General features: G+C 63.4%; 15 protein-coding genes. 5 read left to right on the top strand and 10 right to left on the bottom strand.

Going from position 1 to position 19,722, the window contains the following annotated elements; all coding sequences use genetic code 11:
- Window positions 1-41 precede the first annotated feature (41 nt).
- Entirely contained in the window at window positions 42-4,745 is a 4,704-nt protein-coding gene (locus tag BCY88_RS16540) for a glutamate synthase-related protein (RefSeq protein WP_120345302.1), read from the bottom strand.
- 295 nt (window positions 4,746-5,040) lie between these two features.
- Window positions 5,041-5,748, bottom strand: coding sequence for a transposase (locus BCY88_RS16535; protein WP_120345301.1), 708 nt, complete (start codon window positions 5,746-5,748; stop codon window positions 5,041-5,043).
- Window positions 5,749-5,935: 187 nt separating this feature from the next.
- On the opposite strand from BCY88_RS16535, the gene BCY88_RS16530 reads away from it, so the two are divergent.
- Both BCY88_RS16530 and BCY88_RS16525 read left to right on the top strand, forming a co-directional pair.
- Window positions 5,936-6,658: an OmpW/AlkL family protein gene (locus tag BCY88_RS16530; protein WP_120345300.1), complete on the top strand. Its 723-nt coding sequence runs from the start codon at window positions 5,936-5,938 to the stop codon at window positions 6,656-6,658.
- 359 nt (window positions 6,659-7,017) lie between these two features.
- Window positions 7,018-7,398, top strand: coding sequence for an ElaB/YgaM/YqjD family protein (locus BCY88_RS16525; RefSeq protein ID WP_120345299.1), 381 nt, complete (start codon window positions 7,018-7,020; stop codon window positions 7,396-7,398).
- Between the two features lie 52 nt (window positions 7,399-7,450).
- Here the strand turns inward: BCY88_RS16525 and BCY88_RS16520 are convergent, their stop codons facing one another.
- From BCY88_RS16520 to pilM, 7 genes are all read right to left on the bottom strand, one after another.
- The gene (locus tag BCY88_RS16520; protein WP_120345298.1) at window positions 7,451-8,653 is read right to left on the bottom strand and encodes a deoxyguanosinetriphosphate triphosphohydrolase; all 1,203 of its coding nucleotides are present in this window, start codon (window positions 8,651-8,653) and stop codon (window positions 7,451-7,453) included.
- 78 nt (window positions 8,654-8,731) lie between these two features.
- Window positions 8,732-9,808: a 3-dehydroquinate synthase gene (gene aroB, locus BCY88_RS16515; RefSeq protein WP_120345390.1), complete on the bottom strand. Its 1,077-nt coding sequence runs from the start codon at window positions 9,806-9,808 to the stop codon at window positions 8,732-8,734.
- 8 nt (window positions 9,809-9,816) lie between these two features.
- The gene (locus tag BCY88_RS16510) at window positions 9,817-10,368 is read right to left on the bottom strand and encodes a shikimate kinase (protein WP_120345297.1); all 552 of its coding nucleotides are present in this window, start codon (window positions 10,366-10,368) and stop codon (window positions 9,817-9,819) included.
- A gap of 106 nt (window positions 10,369-10,474) precedes the next feature.
- Window positions 10,475-12,289 carry a type IV pilus secretin PilQ gene (locus tag BCY88_RS16505; RefSeq protein WP_404935697.1) on the bottom strand — a complete coding sequence of 605 codons (1,815 nt, stop codon included), beginning with the start codon at window positions 12,287-12,289 and terminating at the stop codon, window positions 10,475-10,477.
- Window positions 12,289-13,215, bottom strand: coding sequence for a hypothetical protein (locus tag BCY88_RS16500; RefSeq protein ID WP_120345296.1), 927 nt, complete (start codon window positions 13,213-13,215; stop codon window positions 12,289-12,291). Before BCY88_RS16500 ends, BCY88_RS16505 begins: the two co-directional genes overlap by 1 nt.
- Complete coding sequence (locus tag BCY88_RS16495) at window positions 13,212-13,940, bottom strand: fimbrial assembly protein (RefSeq protein WP_120345295.1); 729 nt, start codon at window positions 13,938-13,940, stop codon at window positions 13,212-13,214. Before BCY88_RS16495 ends, BCY88_RS16500 begins: the two co-directional genes overlap by 4 nt.
- Window positions 13,937-14,929: a type IV pilus biogenesis protein PilM gene (gene pilM / locus BCY88_RS16490; RefSeq protein ID WP_120345388.1), complete on the bottom strand. Its 993-nt coding sequence runs from the start codon at window positions 14,927-14,929 to the stop codon at window positions 13,937-13,939. The genes BCY88_RS16495 and pilM overlap by 4 nt, the downstream gene beginning before the upstream one ends.
- Before the next feature lie 253 nt (window positions 14,930-15,182).
- On the opposite strand from pilM, the gene BCY88_RS16485 reads away from it, so the two are divergent.
- Complete coding sequence (locus BCY88_RS16485) at window positions 15,183-17,582, top strand: penicillin-binding protein 1A (RefSeq protein WP_120345294.1); 2,400 nt, start codon at window positions 15,183-15,185, stop codon at window positions 17,580-17,582.
- Window positions 17,583-17,737: 155 nt separating this feature from the next.
- Here the strand turns inward: BCY88_RS16485 and cyaY are convergent, their stop codons facing one another.
- On the bottom strand, window positions 17,738-18,055 hold the full coding sequence (gene cyaY / locus BCY88_RS16480) for an iron donor protein CyaY (protein ID WP_046567577.1): 318 nt from the start codon (window positions 18,053-18,055) through the stop codon (window positions 17,738-17,740).
- A 35-nt stretch (window positions 18,056-18,090) separates the two neighbouring features.
- Here cyaY and lptM point away from each other — a divergent pair, with 35 nt between their 5' ends.
- Entirely contained in the window at window positions 18,091-18,435 is a 345-nt protein-coding gene (gene lptM, locus BCY88_RS16475) for an LPS translocon maturation chaperone LptM (RefSeq protein WP_120345293.1), read from the top strand.
- A gap of 9 nt (window positions 18,436-18,444) precedes the next feature.
- Window positions 18,445-19,707 (top strand): diaminopimelate decarboxylase, encoded by a 1,263-nt coding sequence (lysA, locus tag BCY88_RS16470; protein ID WP_120345292.1) that lies wholly within the window; start codon window positions 18,445-18,447, stop codon window positions 19,705-19,707.
- Window positions 19,708-19,722: the final 15 nt, after the last annotated feature.

Below are 19,722 nucleotides of genomic sequence, written 5' to 3'. Positions count from 1 at the left end.
GTCTTCTGTGCTGGTGACCAGCGAAGCGGCTATGCGACAAGTCAGGCGGCGAGCACTTCCTTGTTCGCCTTCTTCGCGGCCATCTCGCCCAGCGCGCGCTTGTATTCGGTCGGGAACACCTTCACGAACTGACGGCGCGACGCATCCCAGTTTTCGAGCAGCGCCTTTGCACGCGGCGAACCCGTGAACTGGAAGTGACGTTCGATGAGCCCCTTGAGCAGCGCTTCGTCGGTCGTGCCGCTGTGCCACAGGCTCTTGTCGACCGTGCGTTCCTGTTCGGCCTGTTGCAGAACCGGCTCGAGCGCGACCATCGACTTGTTGCACTTGCCCGCGAACGTGTTGTCCGGATCGAACACGTAGGCGATACCGCCCGACATGCCGGCCGCGAAGTTACGGCCCGTTTCGCCGAGCACCACCACCGTGCCACCCGTCATGTATTCGCAACCGTGGTCGCCCGTGCCTTCGACAATCGCGGTCGCGCCCGAGTTACGCACGCAGAAACGCTCGCCGGCGACGCCGCGGAAGAAGGCTTCGCCTTCGATCGCGCCGTACATCACCGTGTTGCCGCAGATGATGTTTTCTTCCGACTTGCCGCGGAAATCATTCGTCGGACGGATGATGATGCGGCCACCCGAGAGCCCCTTGCCGACGTAGTCGTTACCGTCGCCGACCAGGTCCAGCGTGACGCCGCGCGCGAGGAATGCGCCGAAGCTCTGACCCGCGGTGCCCTTCAACTGGATGTGAATGGTGTCGTCAGGCAGGCCGTCGTGGCCGTACTTCTTCGCGATCGTGCCGGACAGCATCGCGCCGACCGTACGGTTCACGTTGCGCACCGGCTGGATGAACGAGACGTGCTCGCCCTTCTCGATCGCGGCCTTCGACTTCTCGATCAGCGTGTGGTCGAGTGCCTTGTCGAGGCCGTGGTCCTGCACGTCCACGTGCTTGCGCGCCACTTCGACCGCCACGGGCGGTTGATAAAACACGCGCGAGAAGTCGAGTCCCTTCGCCTTCCAGTGCTCGATGCCCTTCTTCATGTCGAGCAGTTCGGCGTGGCCGATCAGGTCGTCGAACTTGCGGATGCCCAGTTGCGCCATCAGTTCGCGCGCCTCTTCCGCAACAAAGAAGAAGAAGTTCACGACATGCTCCGGCTGCCCCTGGAACTTCGCACGCAGCACCGGATCTTGCGTCGCGACGCCGACCGGGCAGGTGTTCAGGTGGCACTTACGCATCATGATGCAGCCTTCCACGACGAGCGGCGCCGTCGCGAAGCCGAATTCGTCCGCGCCGAGCAGCGCGCCGATCACGACGTCGCGGCCGGTCTTCATCTGACCGTCTGCCTGCACGCGGATACGGCCGCGCAGCTGGTTCAGCACCAGCGTCTGCTGCGTTTCGGCCAGACCCAGTTCCCACGGCGTGCCGGCATGCTTCACCGACGACAGCGGCGAGGCACCCGTGCCACCGTCATGGCCGGCGATCACGACGTGATCGGCCTTGGCCTTGGCGACACCCGCGGCCACCGTGCCCACGCCCGATTCCGACACCAGCTTCACCGACACGCTGGCCGCCGAGTTGGCGTTCTTCAGGTCGTGAATCAGTTGCGCCAGATCTTCGATCGAGTAGATGTCGTGGTGCGGCGGCGGCGAAATCAGGCCGACGCCCGGCACCGAGTAACGCAGCTTGCCGATGTATTCCGACACCTTGTGGCCCGGCAGCTGACCGCCTTCGCCCGGCTTCGCGCCTTGCGCCATCTTGATCTGGATCTGATCGGCCGACGCGAGGTATTCCGCCGTCACGCCGAACCGGCCCGACGCCACCTGCTTGATCTTCGAGCGCAGCGAATCGCCGTCCTTCAGCGGGATGTCGACGATCACTTCGTCGCCGATCACCGACTTCATGGTGTCGCCGTTCTTGATCGGAATGCCGCGCAGTTCGTTGCGATAACGGTTCACGTCCTCGCCGCCTTCGCCGGTGTTCGACTTGCCGCCGATGCGGTTCATCGCGACCGCCAGCGTGGCGTGGGCTTCCGTGCTGATCGAGCCCAGCGACATGGCGCCGGTAGCAAAACGCTTGACGATTTCCTTCGCCGATTCGACTTCGTCGAGCGGGATGGCCTTGGCCGGATCGAGCTTGAACTCGAACAGGCCGCGGAACGTCATGTGGCGCTTCGTCTGATCGTTGATCAGATGCGCGTATTCCTTGTACGTCTGGTACGAGTTGCTGCGCGCCGAGTGTTGCAGCTTGGCGATCGCATCCGGCGTCCACATATGTTCTTCGCCGCGCACGCGATAGGCGTACTCGCCACCCGCGTCGAGCATGTTCGCGAGCACCGGGTTGTCGCCGAACGCGTCGCGGTGCAGGCGGATCGCTTCTTCCGCGACGTCGAACAGGCCAATGCCGCCAACCTTCGACGACGTGCCCTTGAAGTACTTCACCACCAGGTCTTCAGCCAGGCCGACCGCTTCGAAAATCTGCGCGCCGGTGTAGGACATGTACGTCGAAATGCCCATCTTCGACATGACCTTCATCAGGCCCTTGCCGACCGCCTTGGTGAAGTTGTAGACCGCTTTTTCCGCCGACAGATCGCCCTTCAGGCCGGCTGCGAGCTGGCTGAGCGTTTCCATCGCGAGGTACGGGTGCACGGCTTCCGCGCCGTAGCCCGCGAGCAGCGCGAAGTGGTGCGTTTCACGCGCCGAGCCGGTTTCCACGACCAGACCCGCGCTCGTGCGCAGACCGTGCTGGACGAGGTGCGTGTGGATCGCGGCGGTAGCCAGCAGTGCCGGGATCGCAACGTTGTCGCGGTCAGTCTTGCGGTCCGACACGATCAGCATGTTGTAGCCGGACTTCACCGCATCGACAGCTTCCGCGCACAGCGACGCCAGACGCGCTTCGATACCTTCCTTGCCCCAGGCCACCGGATAGCAGATGTTCAGCTCGTACGAGCTGAATTTGCCGCCCGTGTACTGATCGATCGCGCGGATCTTGGCAATGTCCTTGAAGTCGAGCACCGGCTGCGACACTTCGAGACGCATCGGCGGGTTGATGTTGTTCGTGTCCAGCAGGTTCGGCTTCGGACCGACGAACGACACCAGCGACATCACCATGTTTTCACGGATGGGGTCGATCGGCGGGTTCGTGACTTGCGCGAACAACTGCTTGAAGTAGTGATAGAGCGTCTTGTTCTTGTTGGACATGACCGCCAGCGGCGAGTCGTTGCCCATCGAACCGACGGCTTCTTCGCCGGCTTGCGCCATCGGCGCCATCAGGAACTTGAGGTCTTCCTGGGTGTAGCCGAAAGCCTGCTGGCGATCCAGCAAGGCGGCGGCTTCACGGCGCTCCGTCGCGACGTCTTCGGCCTTCGCCTCGATTTCGTCGAGCTTGATCCGGACCGCATCGATCCAGCTCTTGTACGGCTTGGCGTTCGCGAGGTTGTCCTTCAGTTCCTTGTCGTCGATGATGCGGCCGTGCTCCATGTCGATCAGGAACATCTTGCCCGGCTGCAGACGCCACTTCTTGACGATCTTCGACTCGGGGATCGGCAGCGTGCCCGCTTCGGACGCCATGATCACGAGGTCGTCGTCGGTGACGATGTAACGCGCCGGACGCAGGCCGTTACGGTCGAGCGTGGCGCCGATCTGACGGCCGTCGGTAAAGGCGATCGCGGCGGGGCCGTCCCACGGCTCCATCATCGCGGCGTGGTATTCGTAGAACGCGCGGCGGTTGTCGTCCATCAGCGTGTGCTGTTCCCAGGCTTCCGGGATCATCATCATCACGGCGTGGACGAGCGGGTAGCCGGCCATCACCAGCAGTTCGAGACAGTTGTCGAACGAGGCGGTATCCGATTGGCCCGGGTAGATCAGCGGCCACAGCTTCGGCAGGTCGTCGCCGAGCACGTGCGAGGCGATCGCGCCGGTGCGCGCGTTCAGCCAGTTGACGTTGCCCTTCACCGTGTTGATTTCGCCGTTGTGGGCGATCATGCGGTACGGGTGAGCCAGTTCCCACGCCGGGAACGTGTTGGTCGAGAAGCGTTGGTGCACCAGCGCCAGCGCCGACACCGTGCGCTCGTCCTGCAGGTCGCGGTAGTACACGCCGACCTGACCGGCCAGCAGCAGGCCCTTGTAGACGACCGTGCGCGCCGAGCATGACGGCACGAAGTATTCCTTGCCGTGTTGAAGCTTGAGCGCCTGGATGCGATGGCTCGCGGTCTTGCGGATCACGTACAGCTTCCGCTCGAGCGCGTCGGTCACCATGATGTCCTTGCCGCGGCCAATGAAGATCTGGCGGATCAGCGGCTCGCTCGCCTTGACGGTGGGCGAAATCGGCATGGTGTGGTCGACCGGCACGTCGCGCCAGCCCAGCACGACCTGGCCTTCGGCCTTCACCGTGCGCTCCAGCTCCTGTTCGCAGGCGAGACGCGAGGCGTGTTCCTTCGGCAGGAAGACCATGCCGACGCCGTATTCGCCGTTCGGGGGCAGCACGACGCCCTGTTTGGCCATTTCCTCACGATAGAAACCGTCCGGGATCTGGATCAGGATGCCCGCGCCATCGCCCATCAGCGGATCGGCGCCCACGGCGCCCCGGTGGTCGAGGTTCTCGAGAATCTTCAGGCCCTGCTCGATGATCTCGTGGCTTTTCTTGCCCTTGATGTGAGCGACGAAGCCGACGCCGCAGGCGTCATGTTCGTTTTGCGGGTCGTACAGACCCTGCGCGGCGGGAACCGGGTGAACCGGTTGCTGGTGGTCGTTCATGGGGACACCGTCTGTGAGGGGCCGGACAGGCCGTTAAACCGTTTTTCTATTGCCGCAGTTCGCACCGCAACCACGTCGGCGACTCAGTACGCTTGTTGCCTCGCGTATCGAAAAGCGCCGGAATTCGGAATATACGCGACGAATCAATGGAATAGCAAATAAAACGTGATGATTGAACCCCAATTATCAGATTGGTGCATTGCGGCCATTTTTTATTGGTGCCACATCAAAACGGTGCAAAAGAAAACGGCATGCGAAGATGCCGTTTCGATACAGCCCCTTGATGCGAAACGCTTTATTGCGTCTGCGGCGTTTCGCGGACCTTGCGCGGCCGGCCGCGCGGCAGCGGCGAAACGCGCCGGTTGGCGGCCCGCGCCGCCCATTCGCGGTAGGTATCGCTGCCCAAAACCCAGCCTTTCAGGGTGGCCTGCTGGAGCTGACTGGCTTCGCGTTCGTCGAGCGGCTGCTCGCACAACTCGCGGTAGGCGCGCTGTCGCTCGAACGGCGTGTTGCCGAGCGACCAGTACAGCGGGTGATCGGTAATCAGGCTGTCCAACGTCAGACCGATATGGTGACGGTAGCTCGACCAGCGGTAGTCCTCAGGCACGCTTACGAGCCCGGTGCGCACCGGGCACATCTCGACGACCCGGCTCGCGAGCAGGAAGTAGCGCTCGCCTTCGATCACCGTGGCGCGGTAGCGCCCCTCCCACAAGGTGCCGCGGCGCGCGTAGCGCCGGTTGAAGTGCGCAACGTAGCGGCGCCCCACCGCCTGCATCGCTTTCGGCAGGCTCGACTCTTCAGTCGGCGTGACGAGCAGTTGCACAGCGCCGGGCATCAACGCATACGCGTGGATGGACAAGTGATGGTCGCGTGAAGCCGCTTTCAAGCAGTCGATGAAGAGCTCGTAGTCCTGGTCGTCGACAAATGCAGGCTGCTGATCGAGTCCACGGAGGATGACGTGCTGCGGCTGGTCAGGGACATAGAGACGTGCAAGCCGTGCCATGCTGGAGTATCCAATAGTCGCGTTGGTACATACCCGAAGGTCCAAGGAACCGCGCGCGCCCGGGGTTCGGCGCAGCGCGGCTAAGCCGGAAACCGCGCGGGGCCTAGGGAGAAAGCTCTAACCGCCGCGTATGGTTTGTTTCAAACGTTGTAGTCATAATGAGCGAGCCTTTTCTGGAGGAGCACATATGAAATTAAAACAGGCCGTAACGGGGATCGCGGCGCTCGCCTGCATGACGGCAGCACACGCGCAATCGGCCGGAAGCTTTTACGTCACGACAGGCTGGTTCCATCTAGCGCCTCAATCGAGCAGCCAACCGTTGAGCGTGACAAGCATAGGTGGCAGCCCGACCAACATCACCGAACCTAACACCGGCGCATCACTCAGTTCCGCCGATACGCTCGGCTTCACAGCTGGCTACTTCGTCACTGATCACATCGCTACCGAATTCGTTATTGGCGTCCCGCCTTCGTTCGACCTGAACGGCACGGGCAGCCTCGAACAATTCGGCAAGCTCGGTCAGGCGAAACAGTGGAGCCCGACTCTGCTATTCAAGTACTACTTCAACGCCCCCACCGCCTCGTTCCGCCCGTATCTCGGCATTGGTGTGAGCCGTATCTGGTTCACCGACGCCAAGATCACCAATGGCGCATTCGAAGCGGGTGTACTGCATGGTCCGACCAGCGTGTCCACGGATAGTTCGTGGGAGCCGGTGTTTAATGCGGGTTTCACCTATGCGTTCAACCAGCACTGGTTCGCGGGCGTGTCGATTTCGTACCTGCCGCTCAGCACGACCGCCAAGCTGAGCACCGCCGCCAACACCCCGGTCGGTACGCTGAACGTGCAATCGCAAACCAAGATCAAGCTGAACCCGATCGTTTCCTACGTCAACATCGGTTACCGTTTCTAACGCGTCAAGAAATTGGGGCCGTTGAATTAGGGTAGTCGAATTTTCGTGGCTTGGACAACGCCGTCAAATATCCAATGGATCCGACGACGGCGTTTTCCTGCGTTTTCCTTTTTCGCACGCTGCGGCCGTTCGCGATCTGCGTAGCTCCTATGGCGAGCAGGCGTAAGCGTTTGTAAATTTGACCCGCTATCGGGTCGGCTCGTGCAATATCTGCTGAGGAATCGTGGTCCGCGCTGTGGTCCATCGGGGCTGTGAGTTGGGCACCAAAGTTGCGTCCCAGTGGTTTTTCCCCCACACGGCAGCAACCTGTAGCTGCCGTGACAGCGAGGGACCATTTCACCCTCATCGATGGAGCGACCATGACAGCACTTCCGAACACACGAGACGCCCTCGGCGAATCCTGGACCACGACCAGCCGCCGTGCCCGGCGTATTGCCCGCCATAGCCGCCATGCGGCCGAAGATATCGCCGGCGAACTGCGCACGTTGATGTCGGAACTCGAATCCACCCTGGCAGACGGTACCCAGGCCGACGCCGTGGCGCTGCGCGGCAAACTGCGCAAACAGCTCGACGCCGCGCGTGTCCGCCTGAACGATACCCGCGAAGCCATGCGCGAACGGGCCGAAGTCGCGATCGCCGACGCCGACGATTACGTGCGTGAAAACCCGTGGCAGACGATTGCGATCGTCGGCGGCGTTGCGCTGATTGCGGGCGCGCTGCTGGCGTCGCGGCTACGCTAGGCGGGTTGTACCCGGAGGGTTGCGCTGAACGGCGGGATCGGCCTCAGGCCGATCAGTTGTCGTCGATCACGAACAGCCGCTGATACTCCTTTACCGCATATCGATCCGTCATACCCGCGATGTAGTGGGCAATCAGACGCGGTTGCTGCGATGCGTCCGTGGATTGATAGCCAGGCGGCAGGAGCCGCGGATCTTCCGTGAACGCGTCGAACAGGCCGGTCACGACGCGGCGCGCCTTGTTGGCCATGCGCATGACGCGATAGTGGCGGTACAGGTTCTTGAACAGAAAACGCTTGAGCACCGCGGCCTGCGCGGCGATCGCCTCGCTATGCGCGACCAGCGGCGGCGCTGCGCGCACCGCGTCCAGCGAGGCGGGCGCAAGCCTTGCCAGATTGAGCGAGGTGGTGTCGATCAGGTCGACGATCAGGGTATTGATGATGCGGCGCACGGTCTCGTGGATCAGCCGGCGCCCTTCGATCTGCGGGAAGTCACCACGCGCCGCCGCGTAGTGTGTCTGCCACAACTCCACTTCGGCGAGTTGCTCCACGGTGAGCAGCCCTGAGCGCAAGCCGTCGTCGACATCGTGATTGTTGTATGCGATCTCATCGGCGACGTTGGCGATCTGCGCTTCTATCGAAGGCTGCCGCCCCTCCAGAAAACGTTCGCCCAGCGCGCCAAGCCGCCGTGCGTTCTCGCGCGAGCAGTGCTTGAGAATGCCTTCCCGCGTTTCGAAGCAGAGGTTCAGACCGTTGAACGCGCCGTAGTGCTCTTCCAGATCGTCGACCACAGCGAGGCTTTGCAGGTTGTGTTCGAAGCCGCCATATTCGCGCATGCATTCGTTCAGCGCGTCCTGGCCTGCATGGCCGAAGGGCGTGTGACCGAGATCGTGTGCAAGCGAAATAGCTTCGACGAGGTCTTCGTTGACGCGCAGATTGCGGGCGACCGAACGGGCGATTTGCGCGACTTCAAGACTGTGCGTGAGGCGCGTGCGAAACAGGTCGCCCTCGTGATTCACGAACACCTGAGTCTTGTACTCGAGCCGGCGAAATGCCGTCGAGTGGACGATGCGGTCGCGATCGCGCTGGAACTCGGTGCGCGCGCTCGGCGCGGCTTCGGGATAGCGGCGCCCGCGCGACTGGGTTGAATGCGCCGCATACGGCGCGAGATGCGCTTCGAGTGCTTCCTGCGATGGCACTCCGCTCACGGGCGTGCCTGCCGGGTCATGCTTTACATCGTCGCTGCGCCTGTCAGTCACCGGAATCTCCGAAACATGGGCGGCGCCTCGTGACGCTGGTGCGTGTCGCCTAACTGCCAGCCCTCCCGCCGAATCGGTCTAGACAGCGGCGGCCAGCGTAGCGTGCACCTCGGCGTCAGGCGCCTGGGTGATGAGCGTCTCACCGAAACGCTTCAGCAGAATGAATTTGATCGCGCCGGCTTCGGCCTTCTTGTCGACCTGCATCAATTCGACGTAACGCGAATCGCCGAGCGCGGGCGCGCGGGTCGGCAAATGCGCTGCCACGATCACGTCGACCAGACGCTTGCGCGCGGCATCGTCGAGATAACCCATGCGCACCGACAGGTCGGCCGCCATCACCATCCCACAGCCAACCGCTTCGCCGTGCAGCCATTCGCCGTAGCCGAGTCCGGCTTCGATCGCATGGCCGAAGGTGTGGCCGAAATTGAGGATTGCGCGCAGGCCACCTTCGCGTTCGTCCTGCGCCACGACCGACGCCTTGATCTCGCACGAGCGCTTGACCGCCTCGGCCAGCGCCTCGGGTTCGCGGCGATTGAGCGACTCGATGTTCGCCTCGATCCAGCTAAAGAAGCCAGCGTCGGCAATCGCACCGGTCTTGATCACCTCGGCAACGCCCGCCGCCAGTTCACGCGCCGGCAGCGTGCGCAGCGCGCCGATATCGGCGATCACGGCCTGAGGCTGGTAGAACGCGCCGATCATGTTCTTGCCGAGCGGGTGATTGATGCCGGTCTTGCCGCCCACCGACGAATCGACTTGCGACAGCAAGGTGGTCGGCACCTGGATGAACGGCACGCCGCGCATGTAGCAAGCCGCGGCAAACCCCGTCATGTCACCGATCACGCCGCCGCCCAGAGCGATCAGCGTGGTCTTGCGATCGGCGCGCGAGCCCAGCAGCGCGTCGAAAATCAGGTTCAGTGTTTCGAGGTTCTTGTACGCTTCGCCGTCCGGCAAAACGACCGTGGACACCTGCTTGCCGAGCGGCGCGAGCGCCGCGCGCAACGTGTCGCCATAGAGCGGATCGACAGTGGTGTTCGTGACGATCGTGACCGAACTGCCGGCGATATGCGGCGCGAACAACGCGGTCTGGCCGATCAGATCGGCACCGATATGGATGGGGTAGGCGCGCTCGCCCAGTTCGACATTGACGGTAATCATATGGCCCATTATGGCGCAGGATGTTTGGCGACGCCGGCCATCTCGAGCTGCATCAGAACCATGTTGACGAGTCCGTTGACTGAAGGCCGGCCGGTTTCGATCACAAAGTGCGCGCATTCCCGGTATAGCGGATCGCGTACTTCGTAGAGCGCTTCGAGGCGCGCTTTGGGGTCTTCGGTCTGCAAAAGCGGGCGATTCTTGTCGCGCCGGGTGCGCAGCCACAAATCATGCGGATTGGCGCGCAAATAGATCACCACGCCCCGATTTTGCAGCGCTTCGCGGTTTTCCGGCCGCAGCACCGCGCCGCCGCCCGTGGCCAGCACGATATTTTCGCGCCCGGTCAGTTCGGAAATCACGTGTGCCTCGCGATCGCGAAAGCCCGCTTCGCCTTCCAGTTCGAAGATCACCGGGATGCGCGCGCCCGTGCGCGCCTCGATTTCATGATCGGAATCGAAGAACGGGCGATCGAGACGGCGCGCAATGGCCCGGCCCACGGTGGTTTTGCCTGCCCCCATGAGCCCTACGAAAAATACATTGGCGTGTGCATCCCGCGCTTGCAACGGTGTCCTCTGGCTAATCCGGTATGGTTCGTGCCGCAGCTTACTGGCAAAGCGGCCGCCTTGTCGAGCCTGCAAGCCGCCGCTGGAGAGCGGCGGCAGCGTGACCCTAATTTGTCTGAACAACGCGCGGCGTGATGAAAACTGCCAGTTCACTGCGCTGGTCGCGATGGGCCCGATGGCGAAAAAGCGCACCTAAAACAGGTATTTTGCCCAGGACCGGCACCCGCGTCACATCGTCCCGGTCGTCGGTTGCATAAATTCCGCCGATCGACACCGTACCACCATCTTCGACTTCGACGCGCGTTTGCACATGTTTGGTGTTGATCGCGGGGCCGGCGTCGGTCTGCTCGCCGACGCTATCTTTCGCGACATCAAGGTCCAGCACCACTCTGCCGTCCGGCATGATTTGCGGCTCGACCTCCAGTTTGAGCGTGGCGCGGCGAAACTGCACGCCCGACACACCCTGCCCGACTTTCGCCTGATAGGGCAGCTCGGTGCCCTGCTCGACGACCGCTTTCATCCGGTCCGCCGTCACGACCCGCGGGCTCGAGACGATTTCGCCGCGCCCGTCGGCCTCCAGCGCGCTCAATTCGATGTTCAGGAGCCGCGTCGCCCCGGCTGCGAACAAGGTCAGCCCCGCGGTGGCGGCGTCAAAACCGGAAATCGGCCGCGCCGACAGGTCGTAGACGGTCCCGTCCTTGCCGCCCGTCAAACCCCGGGCCGCGCCGTCGGCACTGGTGGCCGCCATGGCAAGCCGCACACCGAGATTGCGCGAAAATCCATGCTCGCCCTCGACGATACGCGCTTCGATTAACACCTGGCGGGTTGGCCGGTCGACGGACGCAAGCAAGGCCGTGATTTGCGCGAGACGTGCTTCGAGGTCGGTGACGAACAGCAGATTGGTGCGCGGATCGGCGGTCGCGGCGCCCCGTTTGGACAGCACGCGCTGGTTGCCGGCACCGGTCAGCAGACGCCGCACGTCCTCGGCGCGCGCGTAGTGCAACTCGAACGTGCGGCTGGCGAGCGGCTCAAGATCCGCGACTCTCGCATGCGCTTCGAAACGCTGTCGTTCACGCGCAGCCAGTTCGGCAATCGGCGCGACCCAGATCACGTTGCCGTGGCGCTCCATTGCCAGGCCGTTGACGTCTAGCAAAGTATCGAACGCAGTGCGCCACGGCACCTTGTCGAGTCGCAGCGAAACGGCGCCTCGCACTCTCTCGCTCGCGACAATGTTCAGTCCGGTGAACTGGGCGAACGCGTTGAGTACCGCGCCAAGTTCGGCGCGCTGGAAGTTGAGCGAGATCGGTTTGTCGTCGGCGGCGAGTCTGGCGTCTGCAGGCGTTTTCGGTGAGTTGCTCAGACGCGCAAGCGGCGGCAACGGGACCGGCGGCCCTTCGAGCATCGCGGTTCCGGTGGCAACATCGCGCGCCGACGCTGCGGATTGCCTGCTTAGCGGCACCGAGCCGTCCAGGTCCACGTTTGCGTTCAGGTTTGCGTTCGCGTCTGCGCTCGCGTTTGCTGCGCCGGCCACGTCGTCGGCATCTTCGATCCCGGCGGTTGCCGCCGCTCGCGATAGGCCCGGTTCGCCGGCGGATTCGTCGCGAAACGGGTTGGGCACTTCGCCGACGACGCCGCGCGGCAGCGGCGGCACGTCGTATCGCGCAGAGACCGGCGTCAAAGCGTCGTCGAGCGGCATGTAGGACGGCAGCGGCGGCGGCGAGGTCGAAGCGTGCGCGACGCCCGCACCTATCGCCACACCGGCGACGAGGCCGCTAAAAAGGCCGCGAAGCGGAGCGCATAACGAACCGCAAAACGCACCTCCACGCGTTGGCGCGAGCAGCCCGTGACGCACGCCAAAGTCAGAATTGCCACGACCGCCAACGCGCGGCACAGCCAGACCGGGCGACTTCATCAGTCTCATCAGGACGCCTCCGCCAACGCCAGCGTGCGCGTCGCACCACCATTAGCCAACGTGATGCTGAGCGCGTCGAGCCGCGTGACGCGTTCGGTGCCGAGTTGCTGTCCTGCCACGGCCGTGGTCGCGCCATCCGGCGTCTCGAGCAAGGCGAGTCCGCGTATGCGATCGTGCAGCAAGCCGGCCAGGCGAAGTTGAGAAGCGTCAGTCTGCGGTTCGCCGGCCGCGCGCATCTGAATGAGAGCGAACGGATCGAAGAAGACGATATTTTCTTCGTCCTCCGAATCGAGACTCTCGTCGGCAAATGCGTCGGCAGCCGTAGTTGACGGCACCGGCCTCAGCGCACCGAATACATGCAGCGTTGCCTTTACCGCTAACGACGCGGCATCGCGGTTGACCGTCACGTCGACGGGAACAATCAGCACCGGCAGGTCCGACAGGCCGCGCAAGAACGCCATCAGGTGAACGAAATCGGTGTGCGCGGTGATCTGTACAGGACGCATGCTTTCGGCACCCGAGCCGTTAGCGACGCCCGGCTCCAGCGAGAGCAACGAGACGCCATTCTGCACCGCCAGTTCGGACACGATTCGAACATCGTCCGCGGAAGTCCACGACAATCCAGACACCTGCACGCCTGGCCTCGCGGCAACTTCCCGGCGCAACGCAGGCAATTGCGCCAACGCGCGGCGCGCATCCACGAGATGCCGTGTGGCCGCCTCCAGTGCCGTACGGCTCGCCTCGACTCCGCCGAGATCGGCCACCACCCAACCATGGGAGCCCAGGCCGAATACAACCGCCGCGATCAGCAACGCGACCACCCACCGGCGCCGACTGCTCCAGGCCGCGAGCGGCAAACGAGCATGTTTGATCCACTGTGAAAAAGAAAACCGCGCGCTCGACGCGCCGCCGAAGCCGGCAAAAGTCGTACTCATTTCGCACCTCCAGATTGTTCAGACTTCATGGGACGTTGCGCCGCAGGCCGGACGGCTGGAGCGTTTTTCTTCGGCGGATCACCCCAGTGCAGATGCGCTCCGAATTCGATCGGGCCGCTCGCGCCAGCCGCCGCGACAGCAGCGCTGCGGGACGCCGAGCGATGCAGGTCGCTCATCTCCGCGCCGTGCACGCCACGGATCGCGCTCAAGCGTTTGAGCCACTCGGCTGACGCGATATGTCCGCGCGAGGTCGCGAGCAACTCCGTCTCGTGTTCGCGCTGGCGCAACTGCTGTAGCACCACACCGTCGCCCGGTTCGAAACTCAACGCGTCCAGCAGGTCGCGCAAATACGTAAGCGGCTCGGACAAGCTCATCGCACGCGCCGCGCCTCGACGTTGCTCTTCTTGCGCCCGCAGTAACCGGCTGTGTTCCGCAAGCGGCGTGGCCAGTTGCGTGAGCGATTGCTCGATCGACGCGCGCTGCGCATCGAGCCGCGCCTTTTCGAACGCCTGCCACCCAACTACCGCGAGCACGGCCGCAAGACCGGCAAACGCCGCGGCAACCCATTCGAGCAGACATCGCCGGCGCGCGAGCCGCGCATTGCGTTGCCTGTACGGCAGCAGATTGAAGCCGCCGAGCCACAACCGTGCGAAGCGCACGCCACGCGCGGAGGCCCGCGTGTTCGGATACGGCAGATCCAAACCGGAGCGCGGTTCACGCGTCATTCGAGCACCCCGCGCAATGCCAGCCCGAAAGCCACCGCCGCCGCGGGCTCTTGCAACAGCGGGTCGTGCAGTTGACGGGCAAAGTCACCAAGCGCCGCACATTCGAACGGCAGCACAGTGCAGCCCAGTACATCGGCAATATCCGCGATCGAGAAACCCACGCCGTCAAGCAGGTCGACCTCGCCGCTCAACAACGCGCAGTCCAGTACCGGGCCCCGAACCAGATCGCGCAACGCATCGGCGAGATCCGCGTGTTCGGGCGCGGGGTAACGCATTTCGCCGACCAGGCAGTCGTCGACAATGCGCCAGCCGTAGACGCCGTCCGTACCGATCCAGAGTGCGGCGTAGGGTTCGTGCGGGTCGAGTTCGTGGCTCGCCGCGTAGCGCATTGCGCGCAAGGCTGCGTGCGGCTCGCCGTCAATCGCGGTGAGCGAGATGCCGGCGCTCGCCGCGCATTCGATACGCGCTTCGAGGTGCTGACGGGCGGTTGCGGCGATCGTCACGGAACGAACCGGCGAACGTGTCTCGTCGACGAACCAGTCGACAGCCAGTGCGTGCCTCTCGAGGCCCGCGATGCGCTCGACTTCGCTCATCACCGCCGGTTCGAGTTCAGCGAGTTCATGCCCGCAGTCTTCAGCGCAGCCGCACAACTCGGCGAGCCGGGTGAGGGGCACGGTGGTGGTTAGCGTGGCCGAGGCGGGCAGCGCCATCGCGCAGCGCAAGGCATGCGGCGCACACGCGCGCGGCAGACCCGCGAATGCGTCACGCAATGCGCGCGCCACCGCGTGGCGGTCGGCGATCTCCGTGCCGGCCATCGCCCCGGCGCCAAGCGGCACCGTGCTCGCATATTCGATATGCAGCGCGGCACGTGTGCGCGAATGCTGACTCAACACGACCAGACGCACCGCCTGGGACCCCACATCGATCCCCGCAGCAAAACGCTGCGCCCCGAGGCGCACATCCTGAAGCCACGAACTTTTGAACGTCATCACGCCCTCCTTCAAACTCACGCGACGAACCATTCGAACGCGAGTAGCAAGGAGAGATTGTGCGTAGCCGCGCCGCGGCGCGACACTCAGCCAAATGGCTAACGTTGCGCGACGCGCGCCCCGTACGCCATCAAAGCGTCTACAGTGAAGTCATCCCTGCGCGGCGCACCGACTTGTCAAGAACTGTCAGTAAGCATGCCGAAAGCTGAAAAGCGAGGCGGCTATAATCGCGGGACTGTTTTTTGGTGTCCATATGCAATCCACGTCTCCTACGTCCCCGCCGCCTGCGCCGCAGAAGCGCAAACGCCCTTTGTGGCTCAAGCTCATCATGGGCTTTGTGGGTCTGATTGTTGCCGGCATCCTATGCGTGCTGCTGGTGCTTGGCTATGCGCTGGTGGTGGCAACGCCAAACCTGCCGTCTCTGGACGCGCTAACCGACTACCGGCCGAAGGTGCCCTTGCGCATCTACACGGCCGACCACGTGCTGATCGGTGAGTTCGGTGAAGAACGGCGCGACGTCGTCCACATCCAGGACGTGCCCGACAGTCTGAAGAAAGCCGTACTGGCAATCGAAGACGCACGTTTCTACGATCACGGCGGCGTCGACCTCACGGGCATCGCGCGAGCCGGCTTCGTCGCACTGACCAATGGCCACGCCACGCAAGGCGCGAGCACGATCACCATGCAGGTGGCGCGCAACTTCTTCCTTTCGAGTGAGAAGACCTACACACGCAAGATCTACGAGATGTTGCTCGCCTACAAGATCGAGTCGAAGCTGACGAAAGATCAGATTCTCGAGGTGTACATGAATCAGATCTATCTCGGTCAGCGCGCATATGGCTTCGCAAGCGCGGCGCGGGTGTACTTCGGGAAGGATCTGAAGGATCTGACTCTGGCGGAATCCGCCATGCTGGCGGGCCTGCCGAAGGCGCCGTCCGCGTATAACCCGGTGGTCAATCCGAAGCGCGCGAAGGTCCGCCAGGAGTACATCCTGCAGCGCATGTACGAATTGCACTACATCACCCAGGAGCAGTACGACGAGGCAAGCAAGCAGCCGCTCGTCGTCAAGGGCGCGGGCAAGGAGTTCAGCGTGCACGCCGAATACGTCGCGGAAATGGTGCGGCAGATGATGTACGCGCAGTACCGCGAGGAAGCGTACACGCGCGGCCTGAACGTCGTGACCACCATCGACTCGGCTGATCAGGACGTCGCTTACCGGGCGCTGCGCAAGGGTCTGATGGACTACGAACGGCGCCACGGCTATCGCGGCCCGGAAGCGTTCATCGATTTGCCGTCGGATGCGGACGACCGCGAACAGGCCATCGACGACGCGCTGCTCGAGCATCCCGACAACGGCGAAATCATCGCTGCGGTGGTGACGTCGGCGAGCCCGAAGCAGGTGCAGGCCACCTTCATCGACGGCAACACCGCGACCATTCAGGGCGACGGGCTGCGCTTCGCGCAGTTCGCGCTCGGCCCGCGCGCGCAGCCGAATCAGCGTGTGCGGCCCGGCGCGATCATTCGCCTCGTGAAGGACGACGACGGCAACTGGTCGATCACGCAACTGCCGCAAGTGGAAGGCGCATTCGTTTCGGTGGTGCCGCAAGACGGCGCGATTCGCGCGCTGGTCGGCGGTTTCGACTTCAACAAAAACAAGTTCAACCACGTGACCCAGGCATGGCGTCAACCGGGCTCCAGCTTCAAGCCTTTCATTTACTCGGCTTCGCTCGAAAAGGGGCTCGGACCGGCCACGGTGATCAATGATGCGCCGCTCTTTTTCAGCGCTGCGGAGACGGGTGGCCAGGCGTGGGAACCGAAGAACTACGGCGGCGGTTTCGACGGTCCGATGACCATGCGCACCGCGCTGCAGAAATCAAAGAACCTTGTGTCGATTCGCATCCTGAACCAGATCGGCACCAAGTACGCGCAGCAATACATCACGCGTTTCGGCTTCGACGCGGATCGTCACCCGGCCTATCTGCCTATGGCGCTCGGTGCCGGGCTCGTCACGCCCCTGCAGATGGCCGGCGCGTTCTCGGTGTTCGCTAACGGCGGCTATCGCGTCAATCCGTATCTGATCGCTGAAGTCACCGATCAGCGTGGCATCGTCGTAGCGCACGCACAGCCGCTGGTGGCCGAGCAGAGTGCACCGCACGCAATCGAACCACGCAATGCGTATGTGATGAACAGCCTGCTGCAAAGTGTCGCGCAACGTGGCACGGGCGCGAAGACCAACGTGCTCAAGCGTACCGATCTCGGCGGCAAAACCGGCACGACCAACGATTCACGCGATGCCTGGTTCGCCGGCTATCAGCACACGCTCACCGCCATCGCATGGATCGGCTACGATAATCCGCGCAGCCTCGGCGACCGGGAAACCGGCGGCGGCCTCGCGTTGCCGGTGTGGATCGACTACATGGCGCGCGCGCTCAAAGGCGTGCCGGAATACAAGATGCCGATGCCCGACGGCGTGACCGAACTGGGTTCGGAACTGTATTTCGAAGACTTCACGCCGGGGCATGGTTTCGTCGCCACGGTCGGCATCAGTCAGGCAGCGCTGGATGCCGATGCGAGCGGCGCCTCAGCGGCAGCACCCGAACAGGTCGGCGAACAGGAAAAGCAGGACATCATGAATCTGTTCCGCGGGCACTGAAGACACGTCTGACCTGGACCAGTCGAAAAAAAACCGCCGCGCTCGATGCGCGGCGGTTTCGTTTGGGGCGCCGATTCAACGGCCGTGCCGACGGTTATTTCTGCGCCGCTTCAGACCATTGTTACCGTGCCCGTATGGCCCTTCAACCGAGACGTTTACGCCTCGAAGTGAACCGGCTCGCCAGCCTGCTGCGTTGCATACTCCGACAGCGCGGCGAAAAACTCCGTGCCGCTGCGGGTGTCGCGCCACTCACCGTCGACGAAACGGAAGTGAAAACCGCCCGCTTTCGCGGCGATCCAGATCTCGCTCATGGGCGGCTGCAGATTGACGATGATCTTCGAGCGGTTCTCGAATTCGAGGGTCAGGACATTGCCGCTGCGCTCGAGTTCGATGTCGGCTTCCGTGTCGTCGAGCGCGCGTTCGATGGCGGCTAGCGCGGCTTCCGCGCGGGTCAGGTAATCACTATCGGACATGCTAAACTCCATCGATTATTTATACAGGGACAGTCATGCGAGTCGTATCTCGGATGCGCGCGGCGGCGCCCGGCCGCGCGATTGTAGCGGGTTTAGCCATTCTCGCAGGTTGTGCACTTGCCGGCTGCGGACAACGAGGTTCGCTCTATTTGCCCACCGTGCCGCCGCTACCGGCCAAGCCGGTCGATCGCACGCAAGCGCCGTCATCGGGTGACGTGAAACCGGGTACGCAAAGCACCGCCCCGACCGGTGAGATACCGGATACCTCGGGCGCGCCGCTCTCGCTGTCGCCGGAAACCGAACTTGCCGCGCCGCCCGCATCTGGCGCCTCCGCTGCTACGCCTGTGCAACCTGCTTCCGCCGCCACTCCCGTTCAATAAGACTTTCGCATGACTCGATCCGCATTTGACTACGTCGACGGCGTGCTGCACGCCGAGGGCGTGTCCGCCGTCTCACTCGCCGAGCAGTTCGGCACGCCGCTGTACGTCTATTCGCGCGCCGCGCTCACCGAAGCGTGGAATGCCTATGCAGGCGCTTGCGCCGGCCGCCGCGCGACCGTGCACGTCGCCGTCAAGGCCAATAGCAATCTCGCGGTGCTGAACGTATTCGCGCGTCTTGGCGCGGGCTTCGACATCGTGTCGGGCGGCGAACTGGCACGCGTGCTGGCTGCGGGCGGCAAAGCGGAAAACACCGTGTTTTCCGGCGTCGGCAAGCATGCGGACGAGATGCGCCAGGCCCTCGCGGCCGGCGTCAAGTGCTTCAACGTCGAGTCGATTCCCGAGCTCGATCGCCTGAATGCGGTTGCCGCGGAAATGGGCAAGAAAGCGCCCGTCTCGCTGCGCGTGAATCCGGACGTCGACGCAAAAACACATCCGTATATTTCCACCGGCCTGAAGTCGAACAAGTTCGGCGTCGCGTTCGACGATGCGCGCGCAACGTATCAGGCCGCCGCGGCAATGACGCACCTCGAGGTGGTTGGCATCGACTGCCATATCGGCTCGCAGATCACCGAGGTCGCACCCTATCTGGATGCGGTCGACAAGGTTCTCGAACTGGTTGAGCAGATCGAACAGGACGGTGTGAAGATTCGCCACATCGACGTCGGCGGTGGTCTCGGTATTACGTATGCCGACGAAACCCCGCCCGAAATCGGCGAGTTCGTGCGCACCGTGCTGGATCGCATCGAAGCGCGCGGCCACGGGCACCGCGAAGTGTATTTCGAGCCGGGCCGTTCGCTGGTCGGCAATGCAGGTGTGCTGCTCACGCGCGTCGAGTTTCTGAAGCCGGGCGCGGAAAAGAACTTCGCCATCGTCGACGCGGCGATGACCGATCTCGCCCGCCCTGCGATGTACGAGGCCTATCACGCGATCGAAGCCGTGGTTGAGCGCGACGTGTCCTCGCACGTGTACGACGTGGTCGGCCCGGTTTGCGAAAGCGGCGACTGGCTGGGTCGTGAGCGTCTGCTCGCCGTCGAACCAGGCGATCTGCTGGCAATTCGCTCGGCTGGCGCCTACGGCTTCGTGATGAGCTCCAACTACAACACTCGTCCGCGTGCGGCCGAGGTGATGGTGGATGGTACACAGGCGTATGTCGTTCGCACCCGTGAAGAGGTCAAGCAGCTGTTCGCGGGCGAAACGATTCTGCCGGCGTAAACGTCAGCGCCAAAG

The sequence above is a fragment of the Paraburkholderia fungorum genome (genome assembly GCF_003610895.1).
Lineage (GTDB): Bacteria > Pseudomonadota > Gammaproteobacteria > Burkholderiales > Burkholderiaceae > Paraburkholderia > Paraburkholderia fungorum_B.
The sequence above is the reverse complement of the archived record's forward strand: the minus strand, read 5'-3'. Positions and strand labels throughout refer to the sequence as shown.

Coding starts and splice junctions, on each gene's coding strand:
- BCY88_RS16530 (WP_120345300.1), top strand. CDS start 5,936: ATGAAATTAAAACAGGCCGTAACGGGGATCGCGGCGCTCGCCTGCATG.
- BCY88_RS16535 (WP_120345301.1), bottom strand. CDS start 5,748: ATGGCACGGCTTGCACGTCTCTATGTCCCTGACCAGCCGCAGCACGTC.
- BCY88_RS16540 (WP_120345302.1), bottom strand. CDS start 4,745: ATGAACGACCACCAGCAACCGGTTCACCCGGTTCCCGCCGCGCAGGGT.
- aroB (WP_120345390.1), bottom strand. CDS start 9,808: ATGATTACCGTCAATGTCGAACTGGGCGAGCGCGCCTACCCCATCCAT.
- BCY88_RS16500 (WP_120345296.1), bottom strand. CDS start 13,215: ATGAGTACGACTTTTGCCGGCTTCGGCGGCGCGTCGAGCGCGCGGTTT.
- BCY88_RS16495 (WP_120345295.1), bottom strand. CDS start 13,940: ATGACGCGTGAACCGCGCTCCGGTTTGGATCTGCCGTATCCGAACACG.
- cyaY (WP_046567577.1), bottom strand. CDS start 18,055: ATGTCCGATAGTGATTACCTGACCCGCGCGGAAGCCGCGCTAGCCGCC.
- BCY88_RS16505 (WP_404935697.1), bottom strand. CDS start 12,289: ATGAGACTGATGAAGTCGCCCGGTCTGGCTGTGCCGCGCGTTGGCGGT.
- lptM (WP_120345293.1), top strand. CDS start 18,091: ATGCGAGTCGTATCTCGGATGCGCGCGGCGGCGCCCGGCCGCGCGATT.
- BCY88_RS16525 (WP_120345299.1), top strand. CDS start 7,018: ATGACAGCACTTCCGAACACACGAGACGCCCTCGGCGAATCCTGGACC.
- pilM (WP_120345388.1), bottom strand. CDS start 14,929: ATGACGTTCAAAAGTTCGTGGCTTCAGGATGTGCGCCTCGGGGCGCAG.
- lysA (WP_120345292.1), top strand. CDS start 18,445: ATGACTCGATCCGCATTTGACTACGTCGACGGCGTGCTGCACGCCGAG.
- BCY88_RS16485 (WP_120345294.1), top strand. CDS start 15,183: ATGCAATCCACGTCTCCTACGTCCCCGCCGCCTGCGCCGCAGAAGCGC.